General features: G+C 38.8%; 12 protein-coding genes, 2 tRNA genes, 1 rRNA gene and 1 other annotated feature. Of the genes, 1 reads left to right on the top strand and 14 read right to left on the bottom strand.

All coding sequences use genetic code 11. From position 1 onward, the window contains the following. Positions 1-308 precede the first annotated feature (308 nt). The 7 genes from AC4PG0_RS13630 to fdhF form a co-directional block, all read right to left on the bottom strand. Positions 309-980: an ABC transporter ATP-binding protein gene (locus AC4PG0_RS13630; RefSeq protein WP_045554262.1), complete on the bottom strand. Its 672-nt coding sequence runs from the start codon at positions 978-980 to the stop codon at positions 309-311. Continuing rightward, positions 980-2,068 carry an ABC transporter permease gene (locus AC4PG0_RS13635; RefSeq protein ID WP_010991354.1) on the bottom strand — a complete coding sequence of 363 codons (1,089 nt, stop codon included), beginning with the start codon at positions 2,066-2,068 and terminating at the stop codon, positions 980-982. Before AC4PG0_RS13635 ends, AC4PG0_RS13630 begins: the two co-directional genes overlap by 1 nt. A gap of 78 nt (positions 2,069-2,146) precedes the next feature. Next, a complete protein-coding gene (locus tag AC4PG0_RS13640; RefSeq protein ID WP_492167780.1) occupies positions 2,147-3,526 on the bottom strand; it encodes a sensor histidine kinase in 1,380 nt (459 codons plus the stop codon). After that, positions 3,523-4,200, bottom strand: coding sequence for a response regulator transcription factor (locus AC4PG0_RS13645; RefSeq protein ID WP_003768425.1), 678 nt, complete (start codon positions 4,198-4,200; stop codon positions 3,523-3,525). Before AC4PG0_RS13645 ends, AC4PG0_RS13640 begins: the two co-directional genes overlap by 4 nt. A 46-nt stretch (positions 4,201-4,246) precedes the next feature. Further along, positions 4,247-5,032, bottom strand: a complete 786-nt coding sequence (gene fdhD / locus AC4PG0_RS13650) for a formate dehydrogenase accessory sulfurtransferase FdhD (protein WP_112120020.1) — start codon at positions 5,030-5,032, stop codon at positions 4,247-4,249. Between the two features lie 61 nt (positions 5,033-5,093). Then, positions 5,094-5,570, bottom strand: a complete 477-nt coding sequence (locus AC4PG0_RS13655; protein WP_492167781.1) for a helical membrane plugin domain-containing protein — start codon at positions 5,568-5,570, stop codon at positions 5,094-5,096. Further along, positions 5,570-8,557 carry a formate dehydrogenase subunit alpha gene (gene fdhF / locus AC4PG0_RS13660; RefSeq protein WP_492167782.1) on the bottom strand — a complete coding sequence of 996 codons (2,988 nt, stop codon included), beginning with the start codon at positions 8,555-8,557 and terminating at the stop codon, positions 5,570-5,572. Before fdhF ends, AC4PG0_RS13655 begins: the two co-directional genes overlap by 1 nt. 180 nt (positions 8,558-8,737) lie before the next feature. Continuing rightward, positions 8,738-8,987, top strand: a binding site (T-box leader). A 68-nt stretch (positions 8,988-9,055) separates the two neighbouring features. Here fdhF and AC4PG0_RS13665 point away from each other — a divergent pair. Beyond that, entirely contained in the window at positions 9,056-9,898 is an 843-nt protein-coding gene (locus AC4PG0_RS13665) for an SAM hydrolase/SAM-dependent halogenase family protein (RefSeq protein ID WP_010991358.1), read from the top strand. Positions 9,899-9,946: 48 nt separating this feature from the next. Here AC4PG0_RS13665 and mdrT read toward each other — a convergent pair whose 3' ends face one another. The 7 genes from mdrT to rrf form a co-directional block, all read right to left on the bottom strand. Further along, positions 9,947-11,428, bottom strand: coding sequence for a cholic acid efflux MFS transporter MdrT (gene mdrT / locus AC4PG0_RS13670; RefSeq protein WP_010991359.1), 1,482 nt, complete (start codon positions 11,426-11,428; stop codon positions 9,947-9,949). 100 nt (positions 11,429-11,528) lie between these two features. After that, a complete protein-coding gene (gene brtA, locus AC4PG0_RS13675) occupies positions 11,529-12,416 on the bottom strand; it encodes a bile-regulated transcriptional regulator BrtA (protein WP_003769200.1) in 888 nt (295 codons plus the stop codon). Between the two features lie 133 nt (positions 12,417-12,549). Next, entirely contained in the window at positions 12,550-13,197 is a 648-nt protein-coding gene (locus AC4PG0_RS13680) for a hypothetical protein (protein WP_409353823.1), read from the bottom strand. A 16-nt stretch (positions 13,198-13,213) separates the two neighbouring features. Further along, positions 13,214-13,750: a matrixin family metalloprotease gene (locus tag AC4PG0_RS13685; RefSeq protein ID WP_010991362.1), complete on the bottom strand. Its 537-nt coding sequence runs from the start codon at positions 13,748-13,750 to the stop codon at positions 13,214-13,216. 430 nt (positions 13,751-14,180) lie between these two features. Continuing rightward, positions 14,181-14,253: transfer RNA gene (locus AC4PG0_RS13690), tRNA-Thr, on the bottom strand. A 24-nt stretch (positions 14,254-14,277) separates the two neighbouring features. Continuing rightward, positions 14,278-14,353: transfer RNA gene (locus AC4PG0_RS13695), tRNA-Asn, on the bottom strand. Between the two features lie 10 nt (positions 14,354-14,363). After that, positions 14,364-14,479: ribosomal RNA gene (gene rrf, locus AC4PG0_RS13700) — 5S ribosomal RNA — on the bottom strand. Positions 14,480-14,487 lie beyond the last annotated feature (8 nt).

Below are 14,487 nucleotides of genomic sequence, written 5' to 3' on the forward strand. Positions count from 1 at the left end.
ATTTTATTTCATTGTTCATAATTAAATAGCACCTGTATTTTCGTTAAAGGCGTCCAATTATTTATTCACTTTAAGATTATATCTTGAAGGACGTTGTTAAAGAATACTAAAAACAGACTTATTGCTATGTTTTTTGTGACGGTTCAGTGACGAAATAAGCTATTTTTAAGCAAATAGTGCAAAATCGGTTATTTTCGTGTACTATTTCAAGACTTTTTGCTAGTACTCTTACATTTTATAGCCTGTTTCTAAGCTAGGATTTCTATAAATAACTAAAAAAATTTGGCCCCCACAAGAGGACCAAATTTTTATTCTGCTTTTAAATAGCCATCTTCAATTCGAATTACACGATCGACTAAATCTAACACTCGTTCGTCATGTGTAACCATGATGGCAGCTTTATTTTTCCGTTTTACTTCATCTGCAATCATTTGAACTACCTTGTGCCCGCGATTTGCATCTAAACTAGCTGTTGGTTCGTCTGCTAAAATAATATCGGGGTCGTTCATCAGCGCTCTAGCAATAGCAACACGTTGTTTTTCGCCGCCGGATAAGCTTTCTGGATAATTGTTTTGGCGCGCGGTTAAGCCTAATTCTTGAAGCAATTTATCTGCTCTTTCTTTCGCAGCGCTACCTTTTTCACCGGATAATTCCGCAATGACGAGTAGTTGGTCGCGAACATTTAGGTAAGGAATTAAGTTGGCACCTTGGAAAATAAAGCCAACTTTGTCGAGTCGCACCTTCGTTAATGCTTTTTCAGACATGTTATTTAATGTCGTTCCACCAATGGCAATTTCGCCTTCTGTCGGTGATAATAAAGCTCCTGCAATGGATAAAAATGTACTTTTCCCTGCGCCAGATGGGCCGACGATTGCAACAAATTCTCCTTGCGCTACTTCTAAAGAAACATTTTTCAATACTTCGATGACTTGCTCGCCATCTTGATAATTTTTAGAAATATTTTTCATCATTAAAGTCATTAGTTTGCCCTCCCAATTGCTTCTAACGCGTCCACTTTGGCTACACGATAGAGTGATAACATTGATCCGATGACTGCTACAACTAGGAATAATGCGGAACAACCGATTGCAAGTATTGGACTAAGTGTAAACGGCATGCTAGCTGGCAAAATTGCCGCCAGTCCAAATGTTAGGCCATTTCCAATCAATAAGCTGACGACTGATAAGAAAACAACTTGGGTAACGATGCTCCGACCTAAATAGGCTGTTCGTGCGCCAACTGCTTTTAAAATACCAAATTGATTGATTTTTTGAATCGTAATGACATAAAAGAAAGCAGCTAGAACAAATGCAGCGATAACGAATAAAAAGGCAATCATCATCAGTAGCGAACCTTGTTCTTCTGAATAACCCGGAATGCCTTGGAGTACTTCTTTACTTGAGGACAATTCCATCGAGCCGATTGATAGATTTTTAGCAGTATCCCGAGAGACATTTAGTGCTACAGCGTTATATTCTCCTTCTGCGGCTTGATTTGTTTGGTGAACTAATTTCCAAGCATCCCAATCAACGAAAATAACCGGGGAATGGCTAAATGTGTTATTTTTGGTGAAAGCAGTAATAGTGAACGTTTCTCCTGTTGCGCTGTCTTTGAGTTTGCTGCCTAATTTATAACCAGACTCTTTTAAAGAAATATCAGCTACAACTTCTTTTGTTTTCTCTGGCTCTGTTCCTTCTGAGATGGTCGGTTTCATAAAGCCCGTTTTATCTATACCGAAATAAGTAATGTCTGTTTTTTTGTCTTTATTGGGTGGTGTGATTGTTCCCATCTGTACACCTAAGTTGGTGCTTTCTGATTTTTTAAGTTGCTTTGCTACGCTTTCTGTTTCAGCTGCGGTTAAATTGGACCTCGTTAAGCGATTATCTGAGTCTTTTTGCAGTACATAATAAGTTGCTTTATTTGATGAAATCGCTGCTCCGTTATCATTTGCGAGTCCATTCGCTAGTCCTGTAACAAACAAAACGAGCCAAGCAATTAATACCATAATTAATCCGATTAAAATATAGCGTAGTTTTGAGTGTTTTAATTCTCTTAATGCCAAAAACATTCCGTTCAACTCCTTCTAAGATCATATACTTAGTTTAAAGAAGTTTTGTAAACGGAATGTGAATCGGATTTTACAAATTTAGTTTTTAGGTAGTCTAACAATAAATGTGGTGCCTTTTTCAGTATTACTTTCAACAGTGATTTCACCATGATGTAACGTAATTATTTTTTTGCAAATGGATAAGCCTAAGCCGCTTGAACCTTCTTCTCGGGTGCGACTTTGACTTGCTTTATAAAAACGGTCGAAAATCTTCGCCATATCTTCTTTGCTGATGCCAGCGCCACTATTCCAGACTTCAACAAAAACATTGGTCGTTTCTTCATAAAGGCGCACCTGAATATCCCCGCCCTGTGGTGTATATTTAATTGCATTGTTTAATAAATTAGACCAGACTTGATAAAGTAATTCGGCATCTCCAGAATAGTTTATATCAGCTAACTCTAGATTTATTGTTAGTTCTTTCTCTCGCCAACTCCATTCAGTCATTTGGATTAGTTGGCGCCACTGTTCTGCTAATTGCACTGGTTCTTTTTTCCGTAACTCAGATTCTTGGTCAAGTGAAGCAAGTGTAAGTAACTGTTTCGTTAAAGAAGAAAGGCGTGTCGTCTCCTCGGATAAAACAGTTAAATATTCTTTTTGTTCTTTTTCGGTTAGTGTTCCTGAACCTAAAAGTCTGGCGAAACCTTGCATCGATGTAAGTGGTGATTGTAGTTCATGAGAAACATTTGCGACAAATTCCTGACGGGCAGCTTCAGATTTTTCGAGTTCGCTCGCCATTTTGGCAAACGAGTCCGCCAGCTGACCAATCTCGTCTTTACGCCGGACTTCGAGCGCCACATCGTAATTTCCTCTCCGGATTTTTTTCGTAGCATTCGTAAGCTTCACAACTGGTTTCACTATGTATCGGCCACTAATAAGCACAAATAAGATACTAATAATAGATGTGAAAACAAGTATCATCGCGAAAAAGATTCTAAGTTCACCGAATTGCTGTTCCGGATCTTGACGTATAAAAAGCGCCAGTTGCTCCCCGTCCGCCTTAACTGGAACACCAATTGTATTCCTGACATCATTATCAAAAAATCCTGTGATAAAAATGCCCGTATCAAACGTATCAATCCCGTGATAAGTCTCGCCCGCTAACACTTGTTGAACTGTTTTGTTAGGTAAATCTTTTTTTCGAAACGCACCACCGAAATAACTCGATTGATCTTTGCCATCCGTCAGATACAGTTCATAGCCAAGTTCGCCTACATTTTCCAAGTAATCTTTTAGAGAAATCACCCCATTCGATTGATAAAATTGTTGGACTTCCTGCGCTATCTTAGCCGTTTTTTCATCATTAAAAGGTTTTAATTTTATCTGGTAATAAATGTTCGCAAAGAAAAAACCGAGCAGGCTACTGGAAAGAATGACAACTAGCATCGTCACAACTATTCGACTATATAATGACTTCATGTTGTTTCCTCCAATTTATAGCCAACACCGCGAACCGTGACAATCCGAATCCCGTCCTTTTCCTCATCAAAATGGTCGCGCAAACGTTTAATATGTACATCTACTGTTCGGTCACTGCCGTCGTAATCGCGTTGCCAAATCCGTTCAATTAATTCTTCCCGAGTAAAAATCCGACCGGGATAGCTCGCTAATTGATATAACAGTTCAAATTCTTTTACAGGAATCATCCGTTCTTGGTTGCCAATTTTTATGCCGTAACTTTTTTGGTCGATGGTGATATTTCCGATAGTAATTTTCGCTTCACTAGCCTGATTGGAACGTCTAAGTAAAGCCCGTATTCGAAAAATCAACTCCTCGGGTTCAAAGGGTTTAGTGACATAGTCATCCGTCCCCACTTCAAAACCGCGCGATTTATCCGCAAGTGCATCTTTGGCTGTCAGCATAATAACGGGGATATCAGGATAGCTTATGCGCAGTTTTTTGCATAGTTCAAAGCCATCCATGTTGGGCATCATCACATCAATCACTGCCAAATGAACCTGCTCCGTTTCCACTATCTTTTCTCCTTCTACGCCATCACTAGCTTCTAACACATGAAAACCTTCTGCCCGGAGATAGTGCCCTACAAGTTTAAGAATGTGCCGGTCATCATCTACTACTAAAATTTGTTTCATTTTCTCTATTCACCTTACCGTCCTATTTTACTGCATCATATCAAACTTAAGTGATTCGTTCAAATCCAGAATAGACATTTAACCTGTCCCCGCGGATGAAGCCAACTGTCGTAATGTTCAATTCTTCTGCCATATTAATCGCCAGTTCAGTAGGTGCAGAGCGAGATAAAATTATTCCGCATCCTAATTTAGCTGTCTTAACGAGGATTTCTGAGGAGATTCGCCCGCTAAAAATAATCGCTTTATCATCTGTAGCTGTCCCATCTTTTAAAGCGCGACCATATATTTTATCAAGTGCATTATGACGTCCAATGTCCATCCGGCTATAAATAATATCCGCCGAACTGCATAGCGCCGCATTATGAACCCCGCCTGTTTGGTGAAACGTTGCGGAATTTTGCTCAAATTTTTCCATTAGGCGGAAAATCCTGTCTGTTGTGAGTTTCAGATTTGAGTTTTGCTTCACGTTGACGAGTGAGGCATCTGACTGAAAGTAGAAATTTTCCCGCGACTTGCCGCAACATGAGGTAATATAACGTTTGCCGCGGTATTTGGCATTGAATTTGTTCACAAAGTTGGCGCTAACTTTGGCATGACCAGTCGCTTCAATAATATCCACAGAATCAATGTCGCCTGGTCCGCGAACAATGCCTTCCGATGTTAAAAAACCTACGACTAAATCTTCTAAATGCTCGGGCGTGCAAACGATGGTCACGAGTTCTTGGTCGTTAACATAGATAGTTAGCGGATACTCGGTCGCAACACTTGATTCAATTTCTTGAAAAGTGCCAGCTTCAAAACGGCGGATCTTTTGACGCGATACAATATCCATCAAAAACCACTCCTTTCTAAGCCGAAACAGCGATACTAGGAAGTCTCGCTGTTTCAGATGATTATTTTAATGTTTTCCCTACTTCTTTCAAAAAGGTCATGCCGTAACGGAGCGCGCGGTTAATATCTGGGTCTTTCAGCGCCTTCATAATCGCTAACATACCCATGATTTCGTCGTTTTTTGCACTTTCTTCTGCTTTTTTCGCTGCATCCTTTAAATTTGAAATCATTTCCTCGGTTTGCTCTGGTTTTGTATCGGTTAGCAGTTTACTTGAAATCATCATATTATTTATCGCATTTGTCATTGGTTCTTTACGCCATTCATTTAAAAATGTTTTCGTAATATCCCCCCGTGCCTTAATCGCGCTATTTAAAGCTTCTAGCGCTCCAGATTCTTGCAATAATTTTACCGTTTCTACTATTTCGATAAAACCAGAATCTTCTTCAGCAATGTCAGCTTTCATTTGCGCTAAACGTTCTTGCTCCAGTTCTTCTGGTGTCTTTTTTGTATCACGAATCGTTGAAATTGGTTCCGCCATCAATGATTCCTCCCTTTCCCCCCACATCCGCAGTTTCCACCACAGGCGCAGTTCACTTTAGAAATCGGTTGATAATCTTCTCTTGACCACTTGCGCTCCACCTCAGCCCCGTTTTGCGGGAATCTTTTACGGTTACGCGGATTGTGATCTGGGAGTGGATTTTTCCCAGTTTTTTCAAGTACAGTTAGATTTACTTTGGTTTGTTTGTATGCTGGTGTTTTTGTCCGAACGTCCCCAGCACTTGAAGTTAAAAGGTTTACCGCTGTTTCGCTACTCACTGAATGCATCGGTACATAGACTTCATTGCCTTTCATCCGCTCAGTAACAACCGCCCGAAGCTTGATGCGACCATACGGCGAACTTAAACGAACGAGCGAACCACTTTCAATATCGCGTTCTTTAGCTAATTCATGAGAAACCTCCACAAATACTTCCGGTAATTTATAATCCAAGCCTTTTGATTTATCCGTCAAATTACCCTCATGGAATTGTTCCAATAAACGGCCATTATTAAGCGTTAAATTAAATTCTTCCGGGAAAGTAATCGGCGCAATATATGGCAATGTCGAAAACTGTGCTTTGCCATCAGGGAAATTAAATCGTTCTTCATAAAGTAGCGGCATATCCTTCCCGTCCGCACTAACTGGCCACACAAGGCTATTAAACCCTTGCATCCGATCATAACGAACACCTGCAAAAAATGGTGCTAAACTTGCAATTTCGTCCATAATTTCACTCGGGTGGTTATAATTCCAGTCTGTTCTTCCGCATGCTCTTGCCACTTCTTGAATAATCCACCAATCTGGTTTAGAATCTCCAAGCGGCTCTAAAACTTCATAAAGTCGTTGTACACGGCGCTCTGTATTGGTAAATGTTCCTTCTTTTTCAAGTGATGGAGCAGCTGGGAAAACAACATCGGCAAATTGAGCCGTTTTTGATAGAAATACATCTTGAACAACAAAGAAATCAAGGCTCGAAAGGATTTCTTGCACGTGATTAGAGTTAGAGTCAACCCAAGCCATTTCCTCACCAATGACATACATAGAATGAAGTGTGCCTGCTTCAATTGCATCAAGCATCTCGTTATTTTTCAATCCTGGTTCTGGTGAAATTGACACCCCATAAGCTTCTTCAAAACGAGCGCGAACTTCATCATTTCCAAGTGGCTGAATTCCTGGTAAAACATTTGGTAATGAGCCCATATCACAAGCGCCTTGAACATTATTATGACCTCTAAGTGGATAAGCGCCCGCACCGTGTCTTCCGAAGTTTCCAGTTACAAGAAGCAAGTTAGCAATAGCTGACGATGTATGTGATCCCGCAATATTTTGCGTAACTCCCATTCCCCAACAAACCGCTGTCCCATCTGCTTCATGAATCATTTCCGCCACTAATTTGAGCGTTTCAACCGGTAGTCCCGTTTCTTTTTCCGCATATTCTAATGTAAATGGTTCTAAAAACTCTAGATAATCTGCCACATTACTAATTCGATTTTCCATAAAGACCCGATCATGCCAATTTTGGTCAATAATATATTTAGCGACAGCTGTTAACCAAACAAAGTCAGTTCCTTGTTTTGGATGAATAAATAAATCTGAGCGCTCCGCCATTTCGTGTTTCCGCAAATCTGAAACAATCAGTTTTTGACCGCGTGTTTTTTGTGCTCGTTTAATTCTGCTGGCAAGTACCGGATGGCCATCTGCTGGAGATGCGCCAACAATAATCACGAGTCCCGCACTTTCAATATCTTCTACAGTCCCTGAATCCGCGCCAATACCAACTGTACGAGTGAGTCCATCCGAAGCAGGCGCCTGACAATAACGCGAACAATTATCAATATTATTCGTCTCAAAGACTTGGCGCGCTAATTTTTGCATCAAATAATTTTCTTCGTTGGTCGTTTTCGAGGAGCTAATAAAACCAAGCGAATCATTTCCATATTTAGCTTGAATTTCACGTAGTTTGGTTGCAACTAGGTGAATAGCATCTTTCCAACTCGCTGGCACAAATTCATTTCCTTCGCGAATCAGTGGTGTCGTAATCCGTTTTTCACTATTAACAAAATCCCAACCAAATTTCCCTTTCACACACGTAGCAAATTTGTTCACAGGACCTTCCCCAGTTGGCTCGACTTTCAATATTTTGCGGTCTTTCGTCCATACTTCAAACGTACAACCAACCCCGCAAAATGTACAAACTGTTTTTGTTTTTTTCGTCCGAGTTTCCCGCATCGCCGCTTCCATTTCCGACACTGCAAAAACGGTTTGATAATTCGGCTCGACTTTTTTCACCATATCAATCATTGGTTCTAACATGTCTTCATCAAGTCCCGTCATAAAGCCAGCTTGACCAAGCATTGATTTTTCCATTAAAGCGTTACATGGGCATACTGTCGCACAAAGTCCGCACGAAACACAAGATGATAAATTCGCTGGACGATCATCATCCCAAATAACCCTCGGCTGACTTCTCTCCCAATCAATCGAAAGTGTCTCATTCACTTGAACTTGTTGACAAGCCTCCACACAGCGCCCGCAAAGAATACATTGATCCGGATCATAGCGATAAAATGGATGCGAAAAATCATTTAAGTAGCCCTTTTCCCGGTATGGGCGGTCTTGTTTTTCCACGCCAAGCAGTTCTGTTGTATTATGTACTTTGCAATTGCCATTATTATTATCACAAACCGTACAATACAGTAAATGATTTTCCAAAATCCGGTCCATTGCTTCTAACTGAGCATCTTTAGCTAGTTCTGAATTTGTTTTAATTTCCATCCCATCTGTAAGATTCGTGCTGCACGCCCGCATGAGCTCCCCGTCAACCTCACACATACACGTGTCACAAGATTGAATAGGACCGATTTGCTCACTATAACAAATATGCGGATGCTGTATTCCTTCTGCATTTAAATAGTCCAGTATTCGCGTTCCTTCCACCACATCCCGCGCCTCACCATTAATTCGCACTGATACTTTTGCGCCCATCACATTACCTCCTAAATAGAGAAAGCGTTTACAATTTTCGCTTATATTATAACAGTTCTTACTTAAAAATCACAGTAAAAAGACAGTTGATAATCGTTCTCAAATAGCACTACTATGCGATTTCCCTCACAAATCATGCTATATTCATTGACACTTATCCAACTTTTCTGTATTCTTTATAACAAAGCTATGATGAGAAAAGTACGACATCCGTTTTTTCAAAAAGAGAGTTCCCACTGCTGAAAAGGAACAAAAAACAATGTCCGAAAATGGCCTCTGAGCTTTGTCGCTGAAAATAAGTAAGCTACAACGGATTTGGCGTCCGTTATCAAACGCCCTAAGTATTTTACATAAATGCTTATTTGAGGTTTTCAGTGTAAGCTGAAAATAAATTAAGGTGGTACCGCGTGAAATTTTTCTCGCCCTTATTCCAAGAGTTTCTTGGACGAGGGCGAGTTTTTATTTTGCCCTAAATTGCCCGAAATGGAGGAGTTTAAAATGACAAAACAGCTACTTGTTTTACAATCTGATTTTGGTATTAGTGATGGTGCAGTTAGTGCTATGTATGGTGTGATTAATAGTGTTAGTAGTGATTTACAAATATACGATTTAACGCATCAAATTCCTCAATTTAATATTTGGGAAGCTTCTTATCGTCTTTTACAAACTGTTCCTTACTGGCCTGAAGCTACGATTTTTGTATCTATTGTCGACCCAGGTGTTGGTTCAAAACGTCGCAGTGTAGTTGTTTTAACAGAGGATGGTCATTATATTATTACACCAGACAACGGAACTTTAACACATATTGCCCATTACGGAACGATTAAAGCGGTTCGTCTGATTGATGAAGAGAAAAATCGCCTTCCAAGGTCAGGTGCTTCTCATACATTCCACGGTAGAGATATTTTTGCCTATACTGCGGCAAGACTTGCTGCTGGTGTGATTAGTTTTGAAGATATTGGTCCTGAAGCCACACCTGAATCCATTGTTTCGTTAAGCCTAAGTGACTCTTATTTAGAAGATGAACAGGCTTATGGAACAATTGATATAATCGACCGCCCATTTGGCAACCTTTGGACAAATATTCGTCGGACTGATTTCCTGCAACTTGGCGCAAAATACGGCGATTCCATCGAAGTTCTAATCAAACACCACGACCGCGTAGTTTATAAAAATTTCGTTACCTACAGCCGCTCATTCGCAGACTTACGCATTGGTGAAGCACTCATCTATGTAAACTCACTTGATAATCTTGGGCTCGGCATCAATCAAGGTTCTTTCGTAGACGCATATTCGGTAGGAACAGGCACCAGCTGGAAAGTTTCTCTTAAAAAAGTATAAAAAAACAGGGTCATTTATCCAAATTGGATGTTTGACCCTGTTTCGATATTATTTGGTGTATTCTTTGACGATTGGCTCTTGTTTTTTATTTTTAAGGAATAAACTTAAGATCATGCCTAAAGCCGCAAAGATTGCTGCAACCATAAACGCCGCACGCATTCCGTCCAGACTAGCATCTTGTGCTTTTTGAGCAAAACTAGCTGGATCAGTCGCCATAAGCGCTTTACCAGGCATATTATCTTTCGTCACATTCGTTAGCACAGTGATCAGTACCGCAGTCCCAATCGAACCAGCGATTTGACGAATTGTATTATTTACCGCTGAACCATGGTTAATTAAGTGGTTAGGAAGTGCATTCATCCCCGCAGTCGAAACTGGCATCATCGCCATCGAAATCCCGAAGAATCTCACGGCATAAAACACAACAATATACCAAAGCGGCGTATCCATTGTTAAAAACATAAATGGTATCGTACCGATAGTCAAAATTGTAACCCCGGTAATCGTTAACCATTTCGCTCCAATTTTATCAAAAATAATCCCTGTAATTGGACTCATTATACCCATAATAATCGCACCTGGAAGTAATAGTAGCCCAGATTGAAGCGCAGACTCCCCGCGAATCGTTTGAATATAAAGTGGTAATACAATCTCCGCACCAATCATTGCCATCGTTACAATTGAACCAAGAATAACAGACAATGAAAATACTGGATATTTAAACACATGCAGTTCAAGCATTGGATTTTCAATAACAAGTTGGCGCCACACAAATAACGCAATAACAACGACACCAATGATTAATGTCGTAATAACAGTCGCGTCTCCCCAGCCATCATTACCAGCTGAACTAAATCCGTAAAGCAATGCCCCAAAACCAATAGAAGACATCACGATGGAAAGAAAATCAATTTTTGTATCAGTTAACTTCACTACTTTTTTCATTCCAAAAAAGGCTAAAATAATATCAATAACCGCAATTGGAATTAAAATAATAAATAATACTCTCCAATCATATGAATCCACAATCCAACCTGATAACGTTGGACCAATCGCTGGAGCAAACGCAATAACAAGTCCCATCAGCCCCATCGCTGCCCCACGTTTTTCACGAGGGAAAATCAGCAAGAATATTGTTTGAAGTAAAGGCATCATAATACCCGCACCAGCCGCTTGAACAATACGACCAGTAAGTAAAATCGGGAATGAACCCGCCACAGACGAAATAATTGTACCAATTGTAAATACAGTCATCGCCGTAATAAATAACGTTTTTGAACTAATTTTTTCAATTAAAAGTGCTGTAATCGGAATCATAATCCCATTTGTCAGCAAGAAAGCTGTTGTTAACCATTGCCCTGTTGCTGCTGTAATATGCAAATCATCCATAATCATTGGAAGCGCCGTTGCTAGTAACGTCTGATTTAAAATCGCTACAAATGCCCCAATAATCATTGTTACTACTAATAAACTTCTACTATAAGATTTCCCATTAACATCAACGGGCCGTTCTACTGCTGTACTATTCAAAATTAATACCCCTTCCCATGTGGAAATTTCCAGATGAATAATAGAAGTATAATAAAAAAAGACCAACAAGTCAATAAAAAGTGACTAGTTAGTCTAAAATTTATAAAAGCCCGTTCACGCACGCTTCTAATTTATTCACTTCTTTGGTTAAAGTCGCCGGTACATGCTGTTTAAGATATAAAAGCGTTCCTTGAACCATGAAATCTCTCGGCGCCTCATTATTATTAATTTCACCAACAAGTGCATTCATCGATTCTTTATATTGCCACTTGTCCGAATCAGCAATATCCGCATTCTCAATCCCAACATTAAGCTCCTCAAGCGCTTCTCGTAGCTTAGCAAGACGCTTCTTACGGATCATCGTTTGATCTGGCACCAAATTCTCTGTATCAGCCTCAGTAAAAATAATTTCTCCGCTTTCCAATATATCTTTAACAAGCGCATCTAGCCTTCTCACAACATACGGAATGGCTCTTTCAATTAAACCTGAATCGACATTTTTACTACCGCTCGCAAAGACATACATCGCCGCCATCCCACTCAAGAGCATCGTAATATCGTTAATATAAGGCTCCGTTTCCTTTCCATAAACCTCTAAAAGCTGATTTTTAACCCATTCCATATTCTTAAGTCGGACATTCTGTAAGAACGCATTAAAGTCATCATCAATCATCGTTTGCGAAAAAGTAATATTCAATATCTCCCCATTTTCCGTATAAAAATGAATAATAATTTTCAAGCATTCCGTAAAATTATCTTTCTTCGTCCCATCTAGCGCCATCGTATATTCCAAACGCTGATGCAATACAGAATACTCCTGCTTAAAGATGACAATGGCCAGCTCCTCTTTCGAAGTAAAATAATTATAGAAAGTCCCCTTAGAAATCCCAGCCGCATCCACCATATCTTGTACAGAAGTCTTCAAGTACCCTTGCTTTTGAAACACCTCTTTAGCTGACTTAATAATCCGCTGCTTCTTCTCCTTCAAAAAAACACCCCATCCGTCCTTGTATTTATACCCCTAGTATAATCTATTTATACGACCTATTCAAGATATGTAATAAAGCCTCCATAAAAATAGACCCCAGTTTTATTCCCAGGGTCATAAGATATATATTTTTTTAGTTATAATCACTTAGAACTTCCTTATATATATCCTTATACGTATCTTTCATATCTATCGCTTCTTCCTTGTTTTCCTCATTTTCAAGGAACAGCTCACTTTCACTCAACTCAGCAACAGGATATTTACTTAACATAGCATTTGTAAGTACATAATTATCTCCAGATGTACTTTTCCTTATAAATAGCGTATATTCTTCGTCTTCTTTCATATTTTTATACCCATCAATCGTTAAATCGTATTCTTGTCCATCGATTTTAACATTTTCAACACTATCTTCTAATACCTTAATCGTTTTATTTTCTTCTAAGGTCTTCGTTTCATCTTTTTCTATATTATTTATAACTACTTCACTCATAGTATAAAATTCTGTAGGCACATTGCTATTTTTTGATTCTTTTGTAATAGATTTTTTTTCAGAGCGTTTCGTTACAGTAACAATAATAGGAGAACTTTCTTCTAGTTCTTCAATATTTTCTGCAAGATCCAGATACTTTCCATCACAAGAAACTATACTACTTTTTTGTTCAACTTTTTCGATTTCTTTTCCTACTATTTGTTTTTCATTTATATTTTTATCATTAGTACAGCCCATCAATCCAACTATGCTCAGTAATCCTATGATAACTATAATACTTTTCTTCATTTTTCAATCCTCCTTTTTATTTATATATTGCTTTAATACCGTTTAAATCATCCCTTTGTGGTTTTATTTTCTTTGTAAAACCAACATCTAGCATGATTGCATTCTTCGTTTTCACATGTCCTAAACCAAGGCCATGGCCAAATTCGTGAGCTATAGTTTCAGTCTTATCACCTACAGATAAAGATCTAAAAGCTTTAAAAGTAGTTATTTCATTTTTGGCTACTAACTTAGACCCTTTATATGCCCAAGTTTCGCAGACAGCAACAGTTGCCCCTCTGTCTATAGTTGAACTACTAATTATAAAGTGAGGGTTTGCATCTCGTCCCTTACTTACCGTATTTAAATATGGAGAAGCATTCCAAGATTTTGCTCCATTAATAATTATATTTTTATAACCCATCGCCGACCCATTAATATAAAATTTAAAATTCTTAGCATTTGATTTACTTAAAGAATAACCTAATTTAGTATAGGCATTTGCATTCGTTGGCATTAGAATCGTTGTCAATAGTACAATAAAAAGCAAAATTGTTACCGCAGTTTTTTTTCTCATGATGTTATCTCCTTTTTAAAATTTTCTTACACATATATAAGGTATCATAATAATGCGATGTATGACCGAAAACGAAAGAAAAGGGCTGTTTCTTGTAACGGACTACTAAAAAATAAAGAAAATTTTGTTTTATTTCCACACAAATTGACTTTTATAATTGTTTCATTGTTAAAATCCTACACGTATTAGCTTGTTATTCATATTTTATACAACCAATCTTTTAATTATGTCGAAAAATACATATTTCCCTCAATATAATAATAATAAATCCAAGAGAATTCGATACTTATTTAATTACTTAACATTTTCTATAAAAACAAATTGAATAATAATGCATATGTATACTCTGATAAGGTGTTTATCATTTTTAGACAAATAAAAAAAGCCTCGCATACTAGCGAAACATTCTAAGTACAAGTATATTATATTAAGCCACTTGTCGGATTTGAACCGACGACCCCTTCCTTACCATGGAAGTGCTCTACCAACTGAGCTAAAGCGGCAGCAAAGCCTTTCAAATAAAAAAATGGCTCCACAGGCAGGACTCGAACCTGCGACCGATCGGTTAACAGCCGATTGCTCTACCAACTGAGCTACTGTGGAATAATAAATTGCCCGGCAGCGACCTACTCTCGCAGGGGGAAGCCCCCAACTACCATTGGCGCAGAGAAGCTTAACTACCGTGTTCGGGATGGGAACGGGTGTGACCTTCTCGCCATAACTACCAGACAATATGC

The organism is Listeria sp. MAN/IMW/UF464, assembly GCF_058683955.1.

Bases quoted from the DNA above. Each gene is read 5' to 3' on its own strand.
- AC4PG0_RS13630 (WP_045554262.1), bottom strand. From the start codon at position 980: ATGACTTTAATGATGAAAAATATTTCTAAAAATTATCAAGATGGCGAG.
- AC4PG0_RS13635 (WP_010991354.1), bottom strand. From the start codon at position 2,068: ATGTTTTTGGCATTAAGAGAATTAAAACACTCAAAACTACGCTATATT.
- AC4PG0_RS13640 (WP_492167780.1), bottom strand. From the start codon at position 3,526: ATGAAGTCATTATATAGTCGAATAGTTGTGACGATGCTAGTTGTCATT.
- AC4PG0_RS13645 (WP_003768425.1), bottom strand. From the start codon at position 4,200: ATGAAACAAATTTTAGTAGTAGATGATGACCGGCACATTCTTAAACTT.
- fdhD (WP_112120020.1), bottom strand. From the start codon at position 5,032: ATGGATATTGTATCGCGTCAAAAGATCCGCCGTTTTGAAGCTGGCACT.
- AC4PG0_RS13655 (WP_492167781.1), bottom strand. From the start codon at position 5,570: ATGGCGGAACCAATTTCAACGATTCGTGATACAAAAAAGACACCAGAA.
- fdhF (WP_492167782.1), bottom strand. From the start codon at position 8,557: ATGGGCGCAAAAGTATCAGTGCGAATTAATGGTGAGGCGCGGGATGTG.
- AC4PG0_RS13665 (WP_010991358.1), top strand. From the start codon at position 9,056: ATGACAAAACAGCTACTTGTTTTACAATCTGATTTTGGTATTAGTGAT.
- AC4PG0_RS13680 (WP_409353823.1), bottom strand. From the start codon at position 13,197: ATGAAGAAAAGTATTATAGTTATCATAGGATTACTGAGCATAGTTGGA.
- AC4PG0_RS13685 (WP_010991362.1), bottom strand. From the start codon at position 13,750: ATGAGAAAAAAAACTGCGGTAACAATTTTGCTTTTTATTGTACTATTG.